21 protein-coding genes are annotated in these 18,174 nt (G+C 57.4%); all 21 read right to left on the minus strand.

Annotation, left to right across the window (positions count from 1 at the left end):
* Positions 1 to 19: 19 nt before the first annotated feature.
* Positions 20 to 1,282 carry a flagellar hook protein FlgE gene (locus CU102_RS14615; protein WP_106711843.1) on the minus strand — a complete coding sequence of 421 codons (1,263 nt, stop codon included), beginning with the start codon at positions 1,280 to 1,282 and terminating at the stop codon, positions 20 to 22.
* A 112-nt stretch (positions 1,283 to 1,394) separates the two neighbouring features.
* Positions 1,395 to 2,066 carry a flagellar transcriptional regulator FtcR gene (gene ftcR / locus CU102_RS14620; protein WP_106711945.1) on the minus strand — a complete coding sequence of 224 codons (672 nt, stop codon included), beginning with the start codon at positions 2,064 to 2,066 and terminating at the stop codon, positions 1,395 to 1,397.
* 238 nt (positions 2,067 to 2,304) lie between these two features.
* Complete coding sequence (locus tag CU102_RS14625) at positions 2,305 to 2,895, minus strand: transglycosylase SLT domain-containing protein (protein WP_166648434.1); 591 nt, start codon at positions 2,893 to 2,895, stop codon at positions 2,305 to 2,307.
* Complete coding sequence (locus CU102_RS14630; RefSeq protein WP_166648433.1) at positions 2,828 to 4,021, minus strand: flagellar hook-length control protein FliK; 1,194 nt, start codon at positions 4,019 to 4,021, stop codon at positions 2,828 to 2,830. Before CU102_RS14630 ends, CU102_RS14625 begins: the two co-directional genes overlap by 68 nt.
* Before the next feature lie 14 nt (positions 4,022 to 4,035).
* Entirely contained in the window at positions 4,036 to 5,238 is a 1,203-nt protein-coding gene (locus CU102_RS14635; RefSeq protein WP_133624544.1) for a chemotaxis protein MotC, read from the minus strand.
* Entirely contained in the window at positions 5,235 to 6,479 is a 1,245-nt protein-coding gene (locus tag CU102_RS14640) for a MotB family protein (protein WP_106711847.1), read from the minus strand. The genes CU102_RS14635 and CU102_RS14640 overlap by 4 nt, the downstream gene beginning before the upstream one ends.
* Complete coding sequence (locus CU102_RS14645; protein WP_106711848.1) at positions 6,476 to 7,135, minus strand: hypothetical protein; 660 nt, start codon at positions 7,133 to 7,135, stop codon at positions 6,476 to 6,478. The genes CU102_RS14640 and CU102_RS14645 overlap by 4 nt, the downstream gene beginning before the upstream one ends.
* Position 7,136: 1 nt before the next feature.
* Entirely contained in the window at positions 7,137 to 8,780 is a 1,644-nt protein-coding gene (gene fliF, locus CU102_RS14650) for a flagellar basal-body MS-ring/collar protein FliF (RefSeq protein WP_106711849.1), read from the minus strand.
* 144 nt (positions 8,781 to 8,924) lie between these two features.
* Positions 8,925 to 9,707 carry a flagellin N-terminal helical domain-containing protein gene (locus CU102_RS14655; protein ID WP_106711850.1) on the minus strand — a complete coding sequence of 261 codons (783 nt, stop codon included), beginning with the start codon at positions 9,705 to 9,707 and terminating at the stop codon, positions 8,925 to 8,927.
* Between the two features lie 256 nt (positions 9,708 to 9,963).
* Entirely contained in the window at positions 9,964 to 10,698 is a 735-nt protein-coding gene (gene fliP / locus CU102_RS14660; RefSeq protein WP_106711851.1) for a flagellar type III secretion system pore protein FliP, read from the minus strand.
* The gene (locus CU102_RS14665; protein ID WP_106711852.1) at positions 10,695 to 11,180 is read right to left on the minus strand and encodes a flagellar basal body-associated FliL family protein; all 486 of its coding nucleotides are present in this window, start codon (positions 11,178 to 11,180) and stop codon (positions 10,695 to 10,697) included. The genes fliP and CU102_RS14665 overlap by 4 nt, the downstream gene beginning before the upstream one ends.
* A gap of 15 nt (positions 11,181 to 11,195) precedes the next feature.
* On the minus strand, positions 11,196 to 11,909 hold the full coding sequence (flgH, locus tag CU102_RS14670; protein WP_106711853.1) for a flagellar basal body L-ring protein FlgH: 714 nt from the start codon (positions 11,907 to 11,909) through the stop codon (positions 11,196 to 11,198).
* Positions 11,906 to 12,421 carry a MotE family protein gene (locus CU102_RS14675; RefSeq protein WP_342588766.1) on the minus strand — a complete coding sequence of 172 codons (516 nt, stop codon included), beginning with the start codon at positions 12,419 to 12,421 and terminating at the stop codon, positions 11,906 to 11,908. The genes flgH and CU102_RS14675 overlap by 4 nt, the downstream gene beginning before the upstream one ends.
* A gap of 8 nt (positions 12,422 to 12,429) precedes the next feature.
* Positions 12,430 to 13,656 carry a flagellar basal body P-ring protein FlgI gene (locus tag CU102_RS14680; protein ID WP_106711946.1) on the minus strand — a complete coding sequence of 409 codons (1,227 nt, stop codon included), beginning with the start codon at positions 13,654 to 13,656 and terminating at the stop codon, positions 12,430 to 12,432.
* Positions 13,657 to 13,664: 8 nt separating this feature from the next.
* Positions 13,665 to 14,144, minus strand: a complete 480-nt coding sequence (gene flgA / locus CU102_RS14685) for a flagellar basal body P-ring formation chaperone FlgA (protein ID WP_106711854.1) — start codon at positions 14,142 to 14,144, stop codon at positions 13,665 to 13,667.
* Between the two features lie 10 nt (positions 14,145 to 14,154).
* Positions 14,155 to 14,943 carry a flagellar basal-body rod protein FlgG gene (flgG, locus tag CU102_RS14690; RefSeq protein ID WP_106711855.1) on the minus strand — a complete coding sequence of 263 codons (789 nt, stop codon included), beginning with the start codon at positions 14,941 to 14,943 and terminating at the stop codon, positions 14,155 to 14,157.
* A 9-nt stretch (positions 14,944 to 14,952) separates the two neighbouring features.
* Entirely contained in the window at positions 14,953 to 15,264 is a 312-nt protein-coding gene (gene fliE, locus CU102_RS14695) for a flagellar hook-basal body complex protein FliE (RefSeq protein WP_106711856.1), read from the minus strand.
* Entirely contained in the window at positions 15,264 to 15,683 is a 420-nt protein-coding gene (gene flgC / locus CU102_RS14700; RefSeq protein ID WP_106711857.1) for a flagellar basal body rod protein FlgC, read from the minus strand. Before flgC ends, fliE begins: the two co-directional genes overlap by 1 nt.
* Before the next feature lie 4 nt (positions 15,684 to 15,687).
* Positions 15,688 to 16,068: a flagellar basal body rod protein FlgB gene (gene flgB / locus CU102_RS14705; RefSeq protein WP_106711858.1), complete on the minus strand. Its 381-nt coding sequence runs from the start codon at positions 16,066 to 16,068 to the stop codon at positions 15,688 to 15,690.
* 127 nt (positions 16,069 to 16,195) lie between these two features.
* On the minus strand, positions 16,196 to 16,768 hold the full coding sequence (locus CU102_RS14710; protein ID WP_106711859.1) for a hypothetical protein: 573 nt from the start codon (positions 16,766 to 16,768) through the stop codon (positions 16,196 to 16,198).
* A complete protein-coding gene (gene fliI, locus CU102_RS14715) occupies positions 16,765 to 18,141 on the minus strand; it encodes a flagellar protein export ATPase FliI (RefSeq protein WP_245425350.1) in 1,377 nt (458 codons plus the stop codon). Before fliI ends, CU102_RS14710 begins: the two co-directional genes overlap by 4 nt.
* Positions 18,142 to 18,174: the final 33 nt, after the last annotated feature.

Consider the following 18,174-nt stretch of genomic DNA (forward strand, 5'->3'; position numbering starts at 1 on the left):
ATCACCATTAGAAGTTCAACTACCTTTTCAGATTGACCAGCACGTCCATCAAATCCGCACCGGTCTGGAAGACCTTCGAATTTGCCGTGTAGCTTCTCTGCGACTCAATCATTTCAGTCAGTTCTTGCGCGATATCAGCGTTCGACTCTTCCAGCGCGCCGGAAGTCAGGCTTCCGAAGCTGCCGGTGCCTGCGAAGCCGAGCTGGACGTCGCCAGACTCTGCACTTGTCGAGAAGACGTTGCCGGACAAGACGAGCAGATTGTCCGGGCTTGGAACATCAGCCAGGGGAATCTTGTAGATCGCGCGCTGCGCGCCGTTCTTGTAGCGCGCGACAACTGTTCCGTCGGCGCCAATGTCGACGTTCTCGATCGGGCTTGGCGTATTGCCGTCGACCTTCACCTCAATGGGCGTGTAGTCGCCTGCGAGTTGTTTGGTTGCCGACAGATCGATCTCGAGGGCCTGACCATTCGGAACCGTGACCGAGAGTGATTTGTCGGTCGAGGTGAGCATGCCGGTGACGACATCGAACGTATAGGTTTCCGTCGTCAACGGAGCAGTCGGTGTGTAGGGGAATCCACCGGATGCCGAAGCGTTGGCATTGTTATAGACCGCTGCTTCCCAGGTATTGGCCGCGGTCTTGGTAAAATAGACGTCGAGGACAACCACGTTGCCGAGATTGTCGAAGGTCTGGATCGAAGTCTTGGCTGTATACTGCGCCGATGCCGTCGTGTTCGTTGGCGGGCGGTCCGCTGCCGCGATGACGGCGGCTCCAGCAGGCAGGTTGGCAGTGAAGGTGCCGACGCGGCTCGGATCTGCGATCAAATCATTCTGAGAAATGTTGACCTTTTCGAGCCCCTGGAACCCGTTGGTAACGGAGTTCACCTGGCCATTCACGATCGGGTAGCCCATCAGATAGTAACCGGCAGCATTGACGAGATTGCCTTGAGCATCCGGTACGAACGATCCGGCACGGGTCAGGTACGGAGTATCGTCGGCATTGCCGACAACGAAGAAGCCGTTGCCTTTCAAGGCAAGGTCCGTCGATGATGTCGTGAAGCGGAGTGAGCCATCATCGGAGATGTGATGGCGAACAACGGTTTCCACACCACCTGAATTGTAGGAGCCCCCCGAACTTGGAAGAACAAGCGATGCAAACTGCGTGCTCGCGCGCTTGTAGCCGGTCGTGCTGGAGTTGGCGATATTGTCGGCCACAGTGGATAGCCGGTTGGCCTGCGCGTTCATGCCCGACACGCCCGTTCGCATCATTCCATAGAGGCTCATTTCCGTCTCCTTACACCGTGATTCCGTTCGGAATCGTTAGCGTCCGATACTTGTGCGAAGCTGACGTGTTGTTGTGAATGAAAAAATCTCTTGGTCTGCCCGGTGGAGGCAGTCAGTCGAGGTTTATGCAGTAGCCAAGGAAACGCTTTGAATCGATCGGGTCATGTCCGAGCTGCTCACGCAATTTTTTGCGCAACTTGCTGATATGACTTTCAACGACACTTTCCTCTACGTCGCTGTCGAAGATGCCGTAGATCGCGCTGAATATCTGCGCCTTGTTGAGGCGCCTGCCACGGTTGGCAATCAGATATTCGAGTATGCGGCGTTCACGACGTGGAAGCGTAAAATCAACGCCGTTGATCTGCGGATCGCGGCCATCCGAAAAGACCCGGATCGGACCGATCTGCGTTCCAGTACCGCCATTGCCATAACGGCGGCGGATGGCATTGATCCGGGCAAGGATTTCCCGCACGTGCATAGGCTTGCGAACGACATCATCGACACCGGCCTGGAAAAGCTCCAGCGTATGCTCCAATGATTGCGTCTCGTTGACGGCGATAACCGGTACCGAGCAGCGTGCACGAATTTTTTGTGGAAACTGGCTGCGATTGGCACATTCCCCTATGAGAAATGCCTCGACCGCCATAATATCACTCTGCTGTACGGTGGCGACCCAATCGCCAAAATCGTCCGGAGCGAAACCTGTTGTGGTTATGCCCTCGCGGGCGAACCACGCCGAATACCCACTCGTCACCAGACTTCGTTCGTCGACGACTACGATCACTGCCCCACCTTCCGAATCAATATAATGCCCCAAGCAATACACAAGTAGCGGGGTGAATGACTCGGCGACAATTCCCAACAAATTGCACCTAATTTATTGGGAGATCTAATTAATTCGATGTATAGCGGTTTTCGGGCAGCGAAAGTGACGCTTTGCGTCCTGCAGATTTGCAGGCGAGACCCTAACAAAAGATGACCGCTCGAACAAATTCACGTTTTATTACCAACTATTAACACGATCACTTATTGCAGAACATGCGCGCCTTTTGCGTCCAGTTTCCAAAGCCCGTGGCGACCATGTTTTCCATTACCCGGCAAACATATTGCTTCTGTGCGGGATCGTTGTTCGGCCCCGCGTGATAGCGTGCAACGGCCATAGTCCAGCTGCCTTCACGCGCACGGAGCTGTTTCAGGAACCGTGCGGCGTAGTCCACGTTGGCCGCTGGATCCAGAATTGCCCCGACCGAGGAGAATGCGCTGGCATGAAAATAGTGATTGATTTGCATGCATCCGAGGTCGATGAGCTTTGCTCCCCGCAGGTGTGCCTCGTCGAATTTGGCCACGGCGGCTGCAGCCGACGGCATGAACAATGCCCTCCCCTCGATGTTCATCGCATAGGGTTGAAGCGATTCCCTGTGGCCGGTTTCTGTAAGGCCAACGGCATACAGAATGCCTATCGGAACATCATACTTTGTCGAGGCGCGGTGCATTTCGCGCTCGCAGAGATTCGTCGCAAAGGCGGGGTGACAAGCAAGGATCGCGCTAAACAACCAGCCCGCGTGAAGGGCGAGTCTCCGCCCCAGTTTTTGCAGATACTTCGTCACGATCATCCAGTTTGAACTCTCCAAAAGTCTGTTGCCCGGGTGAGCGCTGGTCCGGAGAACCCTGAGAAGCGGAAGGGGGCTGGCCATTCGCACGTCCATTGGCCTGCTGCTCCTGCCCCGTCAGGTTCTGCTGGCCCGTTTGCGCAATTGAAGGGGCGCTGGAGCGATCAATGACCGCGATGGTAACCGGGGATGTATCGTCTGCCACGCCGGCCCGCTGCAGGGCTTTGCCAAGAGCTTCGTGATCGCTGGCGAGATGTTCGGCCATTTCCCTGCTTTCGGCCGTCAGCTGGATATGCATGCCTTCGGACGTGAGGCGCATGCGTGCTGTGACGGTTCCAAGTTCAATTGGCTGCAATTGGATCATCAACGTCTTTGTGCCCCCCGCTGTGCGTTCTGAAAGAACGAGGATACCTGTAACAGGCGGTCGGACTGTTGGCGTCGCGGGAGCATTATTTTGTGCCGTTGCGTTCGGTTTGACTTCCGCAGGCGCAGGCTGGGACGAGCTGGACATGGCAGTGTCTGCGACTGGCAATGAGGGCTTCTCAGCTGGTTCCTTGGGAGTTGACTTGGCCATTGGTGTTTCAGGGGACAATTGCCCGGGTTCAGTGACCTGGCCCTGTTCCACGCCGGGCTTAGCCGGTGTCTGAGTGGTTTGGGAAACAGCCGGCGCGGGCTCCTCGGATTTTGGTGTTGCCCGTTGTGCCAGTCGTTCCGTTTTCTTGTCGGGCAATGCCTCGGTCTGCTCCTCGCCTTCAACGTCGAGCGTCTCGGCAATGACCGATGAAGCCGCGTCCGCATTGGCGGACAATTTCGTATCATCGGTGGGTTGCGTCTGGTCAGCATTTTCGTGCCGCTGCCGGTCAAGCAATTGTTCGAAGGCAAGGATCGCCTGTCCGAACAAGCCGGCAGTCGGCGATGCAGGGAGATCCACATCCGGCTTGGTAACGTCCCGCGGCAAATTTTCTACCGCCGCATCCTCCTTGTCGGGCGTGAGCTTGGGTAACACGGTTTTCACAATAGTCTTGAAGTCTGCCGGAATATCCGTTTCCTTCGCCGACTTCTGATCGGACGCATGTTTACCATTGCCCTTGTCGCGGACAAGCGCATCTAACTGCGATCTGAGAGGCATGTCAGCTCCAATGGTCATTTCCTGGCCTTCCCGAGAAGCGCATCGATGGCGTCAAGTTTCTTTCGTGTCTCGTCGATCACAGGGTCTGCCTGTTCAACCGGCAGAGGATCGGCCCTTGCAGGCGCACCTCCGGCCGCACTGCTTTTGGCCGCAGCATTTTGCAGTGTGTCGAGCCCCGGTATCGGTTGCGCAAGGATTCTACCGGCCATCGTTGTCGCAGCCTCCAGCAGTTTGATATCGCGATCGTGCAAGCGCTCCCTGGGCAGTCGCGACAGCATGAATTTGGCATCGCCGGTCTTGTCCGAGCCTACATTGCTGATCGCCAGATACAGCTTGGCCTGCGTGTCATCCGCCTTGAGGGCCAGGGCCAGCGCATCGGCGCGCTCTGAGGCAAAACGTGCACGCTGCAAGTTCCCGCTGACGATCGCCCCCCGGGCGATGCGTAGATAGAAGGGTAACCGGGCGCCTGGCCAGGCAAGCGAGGCGATCTCCTCGATCTCCTCGTTGCTGATCTTTCCCTTGATCTCCATCAATGCATCGACAAGCTGGCGGAAGAAATCCTCGGAGTAGGGTGAAAGAGCAAATCGCTGCAAATAGTTTCGTGCGAGCAACCTCACCTTGTCCTTGTCGCCCAGACGGGCCGCGATCATCAATCCACGGCGCAGCGCTGCCTCTTCCAAAAGGGTGCCGGGTACATTGAGGCGAATGTAGTCCAGGCGCTTGAGCGCCGTCCGGGCATCGATTGCCGCGAGCTGTGTCGCGGTCACCAGATATATCGACGCGATGAGTTCGCTCGGTACATCCGCCGGAAGCTGTTCGGTGAAGTTCTCAACGACTCGAAGTGAATCACCGTCCGCGTAGGCCAGGGATCCTGCAATCAGCTTCGGACTGATCCGGTCGAGGTTCGCTGAAGTCAGAATGTTCCTCACAACTTGCGGATTGCCGCCATTGAGGAGATAGACGAAGATGGCATAAGCATTGGCCGGTTTCTGCCACACCTCTGGCTTGGCGGATGCCAACTGATCGGCAATATGGCCGAGAACACGGTTCAGCATCGGCAGGGCCTCTGGCTTTCCGGATGCTACCTGGTCCTGCAGCATGCGCATGGATCGCACCAGCAGATACGGCTCCGGCGATGGCATATCCGCGCGTGCTGTCGCCAGCGGCAAGCTGATAAAGCCGAATAGCAACCACCGGATGTATCGCCGAGCCATCATCGCGAAGCCGTCTTGAGAAAGATGTCGATGCGTCTGTTTTGAGCGGCATAAGGATCGGCCGGAATCTTCGGATCGCGATCAGCATAGCCTTCGACCCGCAGGATACGTTTCGCGTCAAGTCCGCCACGGGTCAGCATGTAGTAGGCCATGTGCGCTCGTGCAGAGGACAGGCGCCAGTTGTCGTAGGTTTCGTTCTTGAATGGCCGGGCATCGGTATGGCCGCTGATGATCACTTCACCCTTGCGCGCCGCGATAATCCTGGCGATCTCTTCAAGCACCTGCACGACACGCTTGTCCGGCTTCGCCGATCCAATCGCAAACATGCCGTAGTTGACCTTGTCCGTGAGTTGAATCATGACGCCATCCTCGGTGGGGACAACGGTGATATCGGGCGCTTTTTCGTCATTTTCGGAGCCGGTTTTCCTGGAGATTTCCGCAGCAAGCTCGCGTGCCGATGCGAGCTGCGTCGCATCGGGTTTCTGCTCCTTCTCGGTTGATGTTTTTTTGTTCTGGTCAGCAGGCGTCGAGACCTTGGATTCAGCCGCCTTCGCCTCGGGTAGCGGCTTTCCTGCGTCCATCCGCTTTTCAAGGGCGGTCTGCTTTGCTTCGGCATCGGCCACACCGCTTGCCTGTTTCATCGCCTGGTCCTGCGATGGAGGCGCGGTCACCGGACTTGCCGTCAGCGGAAAGATCTCGTCTTCAACGTGTGTCGACCAATAGTTCGGGTTGAAAGGATCGCGGTAAGCATCGCCACCTTCCGCACCGGTCGAGGGGCCGGCCTGACCGGATCCGCCCTCTCCCTTGGCTGACCGGTTCTGCAGGACGCCAGAATCCGTGGCGATTTCGGCCAGCACCGCGTAAGGGTCCTTGAAGATTTGCCGTTCTTCCTTTTCCGGCACAGGTTCGACCTGCTTTTCATTGCGTGCGCTCTTGGTCTTGGGGTCAGTCGATTCCGGGCTTTCGAAACGAACCTTGCCCTGCTCGTTCTCTGTTTCCTCGATACCCTTGGGCCGCGATTGCCGGTCCATAAGCTTGACCGGATTGAAATAGCTGGCAACGGCCGCTTTCGTTTCTTCATTAGCCGCGTTGATGAGCCACATAACGAGAAAGAACGCCATCATGGCGGTCATGAAGTCCGCATAGGCTATTTTCCAGACCCCACCGTGATGCCCTTCCTCGCCATCGCCGCGTCCACGGCGGACAATGACGATCTCACGGTGCGTTTCAGGGTCAATGTTCATCCGTTCTGATCCTTCAGCGCATCGATCAGGCGGCCAAGCCGCGTTTCGACAACGACATCATCAAGTTTCAATGATAATTCTGCCCGTGCCGCTTCGGTGAAAGTGAAGCGTATCGGGTCAATCTCAGGTCGTTTGCGCAGAGTTTCGAGCAGGTGCCCTGGGCCTGTTACGTCGGCCACCATGCCCTCCAGTCCCTTGGTCAGTCTTTCCACTTCACGGACAAAAGCAGTGATCGCTTGCTCCCGCAGTTTTTCCTCGACCAGAGGAGCGAGGACTGCGGCGAGTGAGCCGGAAAGCTCGGCGGCCATGGTGGCAAGTCCTTCACTGATCTGCGTTGCCATGCGGGCACCGGTCTGTTCCATAAACAAGGTATCGGCTGCCTCAAGCTGTTCCTGGAACTCGCGCTCAAGCCTGACCTTATCGGCCTCGAACAGAACCGAGGCTTCGGCCTGGCCGGCTTCCCGTCCCGCGTTGAAGGCTTCCTTGATTTGCAGCTCATAGTCGATCAGATCATCAACACGTTCGGCGGATTCTTCATGTTCCACGATTGGGTCAGCAGTCTCCTTGCTGACCGCTGCAAAAACCGTAATCCGGTCAGCAGGGACATGTTTTGGCGTGAAGTCCGTCAGCATGCTGGCGATCGATCTGGAACTCATCTCACGCGGCCTCGTGGACCCATTGCTTCAGGATCGCGGCCACACGCTCTTCGTCCATGTCGATCATCTGTTCGAGACGGTTCTGAGCCGGTACGCGCATACGTCGCCTGAGTTCGCTCAGATCGTCATAAGGCAAGCTGTGCTCCGTGTGGGTCGATGCTACGGTGGGAAGATTGGTTGCGTGGGCAAGGTTCGGGACGGTGACATCGGATCCGGCGACGAGTTGCGCAACGTCCGGGGTCTTGCCCATTTCACGCATCAACGGGCGGACACCGAACCAGATGACGAGCGCGACAGCAGCGATGAGCGCTGCCGCGTTAACAAAGCTGCCAGTCTGACGGAAGATCATCTCCGATACCGGCGTGCCTGCCGGTTGCATCTGCTCGTCGCTCGCTTCCATGAAATTGACAGCGGTCACGTTGATGACATCGCCGCGCTTTTGATCGAGACCGGCGGCTGTCGCCACGAGTTCGGTGATCTTGACGATCTGCTGTTCGACGAACTTGTCAGGAACAGGCGTCACACCAGCGGTCGCCAGCAGCCGCGCCTGGTCGATGACCACCGCGATTGAGAGACGCTTGATCTGATAACTGTCGCTGACAGTCGATACGGTCTTCGAATTCAGTTCATAATTGGTCAGTTCTTCGCGCTTGTCGGTCTTTTCTGACGAACTATCGCCGTTCTTGCTGGCGATCTCTTCCTGGGGGATGTTCTGTTCGACACCTGTCGCGTTGTCGCTGGTCGAGTTCTGCGCATCGCCGCTCTCGCGCACCACCCGCACAGACCGCTCCACGCGCGATTCGGGATCAAAAACCGTTTCATTGGTCTGGCGACGATCCGTATCGAGCGTGACCTGGACGCTGCTCTGGAAATGGCCGACCCCGAGGTAAGGCGCCAGGGCCTTGCGAATATTCTCATCCACCGATGATGAGACAGTCTGCTCAAGTGTTGCGGACATCACCGCGCCGGCATTGGTCCCGTCGTCCTTTGAAGCGAGTAGCCGGCCATTGGTGTCAAGAATGGTGACCTCGGCAGCAGTCAACTGAGGAACCGCTGCTGCAACGAGCTGGCGGATCGACTGGGCCGATTCTATGGCAAAGTCGCCTTCCGTCCGAATAACAACCGACGCCGAAGGCGCCTGATCGCCCCGGCGGAAACTGCCCTTCTCCGGCAGCACAATATGGACGCGTGCTGCCTTAATGCCGCGAATGGCCTGAATTGTTCGGGAAATCTCGCCCTCAAGCGCGCGAACCCGGGTGATCTCCTGCATGAAGGACGTGAGGCCCAGCGAGCCCATATTGTCGAAGAGCTCATAACCGGCATTGTTGCTGGTCGGCAGTCCCTTTTCCGCCAGGTACATGCGTGCCTGGTCGGCCTTGCCGAACGGTACTAGAATGGAGGTGCCATCTGACTTCACGTCGAAAGGAATGCCCGCCTCGCCAAGGGCCATGCCCATGCGGTTGACGTCATCGCGGCTCAGGCCGACGTAAAGCGTCTCGTATTGCGGACGATTGAGATAGAAACTGGAAATCAGGATGGCGCTGAACAATGTTACGCCGATGATGCCAACAGCAATGAGCCGCCGCGCACCGAGCTTTTTCAGGGCTGCCGCTATCTGCTCCAATGTTTGTCTTATGTTTTCCATCAATACCCACCACGAACCCGTGGTGGAAACATAGAGTGCGAAGCTTGCGCGAAGTTAGAGCGCTACAATGTTGATGCCGTTTCCGATGAAAAAAGGCCACGTGCGAAGCGTGGCCCAAATTTGAATCCCGAAGGATCGACGTTATTAGCCGCGGAACAGCGACAGGATGCTCTGATTGCTCGAATTGGCAATCGACAGAGCCTGGATACCAAGCTGCTGCTGGACCTGGAGAGCCGACAGACGAGCCGATTCTGCATTCATGTCTGCATCGACGAGCTGGCCAACGCCGCGATCGATGGCGTCCATCAGATTGCCGGTGAAGGACTGCTGCGTGTTGATGCGTGTCTTGGCCGAGCCGAGAGCAGCCGCTGCTGCTTTCATGGCATCAATGACGGTTCCGACAGCCGCTGAGGTTGTTGCGGCCGTCAAGGCACCTTCGAGCACATAGGCCGAAACGGCCATCGTGGTGACGCCGGTACCGGCTGTATAACCCGTAACGACGTTCTGAGCTGTCGCACCGGTCTCGAGCAGGTTGACACCCTGGAATGTCGCACCCTTTGCCATTTCGTCGATCTGCGCCTTCGACTGTGCGATGTCCGCATCGATAACAGTTGTATCAGTGCCTGGTGTTTCGCGGGCAACATACTTAGCCTGAATGTCCTGGGCGATTTTGATCGCGTCATTCAGTGCAGTGTAAGCAGTGTCAACGATGGAGGCACCGAGACCGAGGCCGTCCTTGACTGCAGACAGAGCCGAATTCTGGGTGCGCATGCCGGTCGCGATGGACCAGTAAGCGGCATTGTCGGATGCCTGTGCAACGCGCTGACCGGTAGCAATGCGGTCCTGCGTAGTAGCAAGGTTCTTGTTGGTTGTGTTGAGTGTCTGCAGCGCTGTCATTGCTGAAGCGTTTGTGAGAATGCTGGCCATAGGATGAAGCCCCTGATGAGATATTGATGGTGGGGGACATACCGGGTTCTCACCGGCATAACGGAGCGGCATGATGCCTGTTGTCACAACGACAACCCGTTATGGTTATGATGAGTACGACTAAAGTATTACCGTTTGAATAACAAGGGGCTTCGCTTTTTATTCGATGCGAAATTCGTGCTCCCCGTTATACGCCGATGTTAATTCGAGACGTACTGAACTTTCAATTCGACTTAAGATGTACGGTTTGTGCTTGCTACGAATATGAGCGGATCAGGCTGCCCACCAGAATGTTCCACCCGTCAATCAGCACAAAGAACAGGATCTTGAATGGAAGCGAAAGGACGGTGGGAGGCAGCATCATCATGCCCATTGACATAGTGAGGGTCGCGACGATCAGATCGATCACCAGGAAGGGCAAAACGATCAGAAAGCCGATCTCGAAACCGCGGCGCAATTCGGAAATCATGAAAGCCGGGATGAGAATACGCAGGTCGACCACTTCGTTCGCCTGGGTGCGGAATGACTCGTCCGCCAGATCCTCAAAGAGCCGCAAATCCTTGTCGCGGACCTGCCGCAGCATGAATTCCCGAAACGGCGTCGTGATCTCGTTCATCGCGACGTCCTGCGTAATCTGATTGTTGACCAGAGGCTGGACGCCGTTTTGCCAGGCCCGGTCGAAGACAGGTGCCATGACATAGAACGTCATGAACAGGGCAAGACTGATCATTACAAGATTGGCCGGGGTGGTTTGCAGACCAAGTCCCGCACGCAACATCGAAAAGGCGATCGCGAACCGCGTGAAACTCGTGACCATGATGAGCAAACCGGGGGCAATTGACAGCACCGTCAGTACCGCCAGCATCTGGATAATCTGGCCACTCGTCGAGGCACTTCCGGGGGGTATGAGACCTTCGAGGATCGACGTTTGGGCCGTCGCTGTCCCGCTGAAAATCAGCAATAACGCGGGAGTAAGAAGACGTCGTTTCATTCCATCACCAGCGCCCAGATGTACACTTTTTCGATCTTGCCTTCAGAACGCATGGCTGCCCGCTCCTGGAGATCCATCCTTAGATATTCGAGCCCGGCAGGACCGCGCAGCTGCATGAGATTGACAGTCTTCAGGAACGCCATGAAATCCCCGCCTATCGTGGCAGCGAGCTCATCCGATATTTTCTCGCCGGGCCGTGCCACGACACCGGCTTCCAGTCTGATCCACACATCCTGTGGCAACTTTACATTGGTGAGGATCGGCTTCAGCGGCACGACACTTCCCGAAGGCATCGCCTCAGCTGGCTTGATTGCGGATGCATCGATAGAGGCTGCGTCACCATGTGCGGCCAGGCCGAGCTGTCCGCCCAGAAACCATCCTCCACCGCCCGCAATGAGCGTCAGCACGGTAACAACGGCGATCAGTGCAACCGTCGATGGACCTTTCGGCGGCGAAGGTGCGTCGTCGGCAAGGTTGCTCATCTTCCACGCCCTCTCCTAGAATGGTGCAATGGTATCGAGGACCTGTTGTCCCCAAGGTGGCTGCTGCACTTCGCTTTGCCGCCCGCGGCCGCCGTAGGAGATTCGCGCCTCCGCGATCTTGTCATAGGATATTGTATTCTTATGTGTGATATCCCGTGGCCTGACGACGCCGGCAACGTTCAGGATGCGCAGCTCGTTGTTGACGCGGATTTCCTGCGATCCCTGGATGACCATATTGCCGTTCGGCAGGAGGTTCGTGACGATCGCCGCCACCTGCAAATTGACCTTCTCGGACCGCTCGATCTTGCCGGTGCCCTTGGAGCTACTGTCCGAGTTCAAGTCGAGATTTCCGTCTATCGAACCGCCCGGAAAACCGCTGCCCGTTATGTCAGCTGTGGCCCCATAGACCTGTGACGAAACACGCGACCGGTTGGACTTGTTGTCGAACGTTGCTTCGTCATCCATTCTGATCACAACGGTCAACAGATCGCCGGGATTGGCCGCGCGCGGGTCACGGAAGAAATTGGCCTGCTTCTCTTGCCAGAGCGAGTATTTCTGTGGCCGCGGCTGCGTTGGATAATAGGCGGGGTCAGCAACGTTAAAGGACTGTCCGACGCCCGACCCTACCGGCGACATTGCCGGAGCGCGGTTAAAATCTCGGAAGTTGTCTGCACATCCCGAAAGGGAAAGAACACTGGTGAGGATTATCACGGGTGCCGCTTTTTTCATTGGGCGGTGCTTTCTGCTGCTGGAACGACACGTGACCCGACAATGACCCGAGCAAGACGGGAGGATTTCTCGGCCGGCATTTCATTCAGGATCACGCTGGACACGCGCGGATTGAGCTTCAGGAGTAATGCAGCCGCCGCTTCATCGCCGAGCAGCGCCATCTGTGCCGCGGCAGCGTCCGGACGCATTTTGGATATGATCCCGACAAGCGAATCTTCGGCCTTGTCGATAAATTCATCGCGCCGCTTCAACCAGACCTCGTATTCCTTGCGCTTGGCATCAAGCTGCTCGATGCGGCTGTCAATATCTGCTCTAAGCTGGGCAAGTTCGCGCGTCTGCATGGCGTAGCGTGCGTCGGCCGCCTTGTCGGTGATATTGGTGCAATAGCGATCGATTTCCTGTCTCGCCTCATCCTTCGACGCTGCTTCCTGTGACAGTCCGTAGGCGACCGGAAGCAGAAGCGCGGAGCTGAAGGCAAACGCAGCACAACCCATGCCGATCAATTTCTTCATACCCGCATTCATTGCACCACCAGCTCGGCGTGCAGCGCTCCGGCCGTCTTGATGCTTTGCAGAATAGCGATGATGCCCTGCGGCTTCACACCAATCTGGTTCAGGCCTTTGACGAGGTTTTCAAGGTCGGTTCCGCCGAGAACACCAATGTTTGAGGTTTGCGTTGCTTCGATCGTCGTATTGGGTTCGACAGCAGTCTCACCATAGGAGAAGGGCTCAGGCTGGACCACGGTTGGCGTTTCTGTCACCCGCACAGACAGGCTGCCATGGCTGATCGCAACACGTGAAATTCGCACTTTGTCGCCGATGACGACCGTGCCGGTACGCTCGTCGACTACGACACGCGCCACTTCATCCGTCACCACGGGAAGGCCCTCAATTTCCGCGAGGAAGCGGGTAGCGGAGATGTTCTTCGGCTTGCGCAGCCGGATCGATTTGGAGTCGCGTTCCTTGGCGACCGGCTGGTTGTAGCGCCGCCTGGCGAAGGCATTGATCGTGTCGGTAATGCGCACAGCTGTCGTGAAGTCAGGATCCTGCAATTCGACGACGAGTTCGTCCTGCCCGAAATTGCCGGCCACTTCCTTTTCGACCAATGCGCCGTTTGGAATGCGGCCGCTCGTCGGAACGCCCTGCGTCAGCGTGGACGCGTCGCCGGACGCGGTGAAGCCGGAGACAATCATGTTGCCCTGCGCCACCGCATAGGTCTGTCCGTCGGCTGCCGCCAGTGGTGTCATGACCAATGTGCCGCCTGCCAGCGATGTCGCATCGCCGAGCGATGAAACCGTGATATCGATGCGGGAACCGCGACCGGCAAAAGGCGGCAGATTGGCGGTAACGATAACGGCTGCGACATTCTTAACACGAGAATCGCCTGGCGGCGGATTGATCCCGAGATTGTCCAGCATGGCCCGCAAAGACTGTTCGGTGAAGGGCGCGCTGCGCAGGCTGTCACCCGTGCCGTTAAGGCCGATAACGAGACCGTATCCGACAAGCTGATTGTCGCGCACGCCCTGAATTTTGGCGATGTCCTTCAGCCGTGCGATCGCACCGCCCTCCCCCAGCGGTGACGCTGCGCCGCCCCATCGGCCATCGTCGGCATCCCGTTCAGCCTTTCGCCAAGCGGCTTGCGCTTCGGCAGGCGTACGGAAATCCTTGGCGTTGGCAGACGACTCGGCAGCTTGAACGATGGCAGATCCGGATAGAAGCATCAGACCAACAGCAATTGTGAAGCGCATCACTGCCATCATTGCATCCCGACCTGGACAGTGCCGTCAGCCAGTATGGTGCCGGAAATGATGATGCCACTGTCGACATTCCTCACTTTGATGAAATCCCCTGCACGCCCTGCTTCCATGGGTATACCCTTGGCTGTAATCACCAGTGCGCCGGTGTTGTAGACCAATGCCACTGGCACACCGCGCTGGATCAGGTTCGGCTCGTTGACTGCCGTCACCAGGATCGGCTGTCCCGGCAACAGAGTCTTGCGCGCCACTTTGCCGACTAGCTGATCAACGGACATGACGTAATGACCCGCCGCACTCGCCTTGATCGTGAAGAACTTTTCCTGAAACCCTGCATTGCCGATGGTCTGGCCCGGATAGATGATCTGTGACGGCACAACGAAAGCGATGCGGTCCGCATGGGCGGCAAATGCAAAGAGTGTTACGCACAGGGCCAGCGGCCAAATGCGGATGATCCTCTTACACAGATGTCTTGCCGCCATCACCAATTCCTCAGCGCAGATTCTTTGACACAACGGCGGCCATTTCGTCGGCAGCCTGAATGACCTTGGAATTCATTTCATATGCACGCTGGGCCGTGATCAGATCGGTGATTTCCTTGACCGGATCGACGTTGGAGTTTTCAAGATAACCCTGCTTGAGCGTCGCGTACCCAGGGTCGCCGGGCACTCCAACGACCGGGTCGCCGGAAGCATCGGTCTGGCGATAGAGGTTGTCGCCAAGCGGCTCGAGCCCTGCTTCGTTGGCGAAATTTGCGATCTGAAGCTGTCCGAGATTCTGAAGCTCGGTCTGGTCCGCCATTTTCGCGAAGATCTGGCCGGTCTCGGTGATCTTGACTTCGATCGCGTCAGTCGGGACGACGATGTTCGGCTCAACCAGATTGCCATCCAACGTTACGAGCTGACCCGTATCATTGGTGTTGAAGGCTCCGGCGCGGCTGTACAGCGTTTCGCCCGCCGCGTTCTGGATCTGAAACCAGCCGCGGCCGACCAAAGCAACGTCGAATGGATTTCCGGTCTGACCGAGCGCGCCCTGAATGTGCAGGTTGCGCACGGCAGCCGTCTGCACGCCAAGCCCAACCATGGCTCCCTCCGGAATGACGCTCTGGTTCGCCGCGTTCGGCACACCTGCTGTGCGCTCCGCCTGATACAACAGATCGGAGAACTCGGCTTTGGCGCGCTTGTAACCGGTCGTGTTGATATTGGCGATGTTGTTGGCAATCACTTCCAGATTGAGCTGCTGGGCATTCATGCCCGTGGCAGCGATGGTGAGCGCTTTCATGTTTGATCCTTAGATGGGCATGCGGCTGATTTCGAGATAGGCCTGGACGATCTTGTCGCGGATGGCGATCGCCGTTTGCAGCGACTGTTCCGCATCCATCACCGCATTGACCACGTCTCGCGTCGGCAAATCGCCGGTCATACTCTTCATGGAAACGGCCTCGGCATTTTCAAGCTTGCCACTGACCGATCCCGCGAGCTGCGACAGGACGTTGTCAAAGGAGGGTTGACCCGTGGCGGCCGGCACCGTGCCCTGCGTTACCGTCTCCGACAGCTTGGAAAGCGCGTTGCGAGTGGAAACACTGAGAAGTTGGTTTATCATCAGGAATTCCTCAAGAGATCGACGGTCATCGCAATCAATTCGCGTGCTTGCTTGACCACCTGGAGATTGGCTTCGTAGGAGCGATTGGCTTCACGCATGTCCGCCATTTCGACGACCATGTTGACATTGGGGTATTTCACATAGCCCCTGGCATCCGCGGCCGGATGGCTGGGGTCGTATTGTTCGGTGAAGTCGGAGATGTCCTTGCCAACTTCCGCGATGCGCACCGTTTCGACGCCGGTATTCCGGTCAAGTTCGGTGGCAAAGGATACTGTCTTGCGCCGGTATGGATCGCTTCCGGCTGTCTTGCCAGTCGATTGAGCATTGGCCAGGTTTTCGGAGACGATGCGCAAACGTGTCGATTGGGCGGAGAGACCGGAGGCAGCTACCTTGAGCGCGGCTTGTAACGGATCAGACATGTCCCTAGCCCTTCACGGATGACAGCATCATGCGGTGGAATGCCTTCACGATGCTGGTGTTGAGCGCAAACTGGCGGTTGATCTCGCCGGATTTCACCATTTCTGCTTCGAGACTGACCGTGTTCTTCGAATGGTTCTGTTCGGTCACTGCATCCTTGCGCAAGACTGTCGCCGCAATGCCCGATGCATCAATCTCGAGGTGTTTCGGGTTCGTCGCTGCCATGGTCAGCTGCGTCTGTTCCAGGACGTCCTTGAAGGGCTCTACATCGCGTGCTTTGAAAGCCGGAGTGTTCGCATTGGCAACGTTACCAGAGACTGCTGCCTGTCTCACAGAAAGCCACTCGGCCTGACGCGACGCCAGATCGAACAGATGAATTCCCTGCATATCTTTCCCCACACGCCTGACCCGGTTTAATCTGGGATTAACCTATGCTTCCAATCTTGCGTGAGACTTGCGGCACGGTCAGTTTCGATACTTGTGTCCACAACGAGAAACATTTGCCTGGCGCAAATCAGTTCGTGCGGTTGATAACCTCGCCATCGGACGTCTTGATCTGCCAGCTGCTTTCATCACTGCCGCGCTCAATCGCGACAAGCTTGCTGCCATCGGGTAAGACTGAACCTTCTTCTACGAACCAGTATCCCGTATCGTCTTCGATCATCACCAGACCACCCACCACTTCGCGCACAAGGAATACCGGTTTGTCCGGGAACGGCTGCTTGCTGGACTCTTCGATACGGGCAAGTCTGTCTCCGGTCTGTTCCGCAGTCGTCGCTGTGGTCATCGGATCAAGGTCTTCAGCGGGCTCCTTTTGCATGGAAGAACCGGCTTTCCCGTGGGTCGCGCGTACAACTTTCTGGTTGGTTCGATTGAGCGGGTCGCGCACTTGCTTGCCCGTTGCGATGGGGTGCGGACGCGCTTCGAGAACGTCAAAATACATCACGAAAGGCAGAACGAAGCAGATAATCGCCAGCACAAACCCTGCGGCCTTCAAATAACCGTCAAAACGCTTGTCGCGCGGCCGCGCCGCCGCTGCAGCTGCGGCAACGGCGGGTTTTCCAGGCGCCGGTTGTTGTTTCGTCATGATTGCTCCCTTGGTCTGAGCGCCGAGGCAAGATCACTGTAAGGATCCTGGGCCAGCGGCGAAGCGGGCCTCTGTTGCATGGCGTCATAGATGAGCGGGACCAGGTGGACTGCCTGATCGATGAGAGGATCGCTCCCGGCTTGGTACGCGCCGATCATCCGCAGATCCCTGGTTTCCTCAAAGCGTGCGACCAGTCCTCGCAAGCTTGTAGCAAGTTTCGCCTGTTCCGCCGTCCAGTTGTGCTGGGCAAGCCGTGAGATCGACCCAAGAATATCAATCGCCGGAAATCGACCTTGGGCGGCAATACCGCGATCGAGCACTATATGGCCGTCCAGCGTTCCGCGAATGGCATCCGATACCGGATCATTGTGATCGTCACCGTCAACAAGAACCGCGTAGATACCGGTGATCGTACCATTTCCCACGAGACCTGGCCCGGCTCGTTCGAGCAAGCGTGGCAGTTGGCTGAAGACGCTCGGTGGGTAACCACGCGAAACCGGCGGCTCTCCCGCGGCAATGGCGATTTCGCGTGCGGCGTGGGCAAAGCGTGTGATCGAGTCGACGATCAGCAGGACATTGTCGCCGCGATCGCGAAAATACTCGGCAATGGCCGTCGCGGTATTGGGCGCAAGCCGGCGCATCATTGGACTTTCGTCGCCCGTGGCAATCACAGCGATCGTCTTGTGGAGCTTGCCTGCCATGGTGCCTTCGAGCATGTCCCGCACTTCGCGGCCGCGCTCGCCGGTCAACGCCAGCACCACCGTGTCGAAATCAGTGGCTTTGGTCATCATGGCGAGCAGCGTCGACTTGCCGACACCGGAGCCGGCAAAGACACCCATACGCTGGCCGAAACACATCGGCACAAACACATCCACTACATTGACGCCGGTGCGCAGTCCCATCTCAACCCGTCCTCGATCCATGGCCGATGGTGCAGGGCAATCGACCGGCCCCGGATCGGTCCCAGCAGACAGGAGACCCTTGCCGTCGAGCGGTCTTCCAAGAGCATTGATCACCCTCCCCCTCCAGTCGGGTGCAGGGGCAATCCGGAACGGTCCTTCGGGGAAAACCGGCGTTCCCAACGCTGGTACAATGCGGTCATCGAACGGCTTGACCAGCACTCTCGTCTGTTCAAGCCTGACCACCTCTGCCGGGTGAAGCTGGTTATCATAGCGGATCATCACGAGATCCCCGAGCTGCGCCCTGTCCGAGATCCCCCGGACGCCGATTGCCGAGCGCGAGACTTCGTTGACGTAGCCGCCTGTCACAACCGGGGCGCGTTCCTGGCTGAACTGGGAGACGAGCTTTGCGAGTGCCTCGATACTGCCGGTCCTGCCCTTCATCGTCTGCAAGGCGGATTCAAGAGCCTGCATGACCAACCGATTTGCTCACTACGATTGCGGAGG

Origin of the sequence: Phyllobacterium brassicacearum (assembly GCF_003010955.1) — a bacterium.
In the GTDB taxonomy this organism is placed as follows: domain Bacteria; phylum Pseudomonadota; class Alphaproteobacteria; order Rhizobiales; family Rhizobiaceae; genus Phyllobacterium; species Phyllobacterium brassicacearum.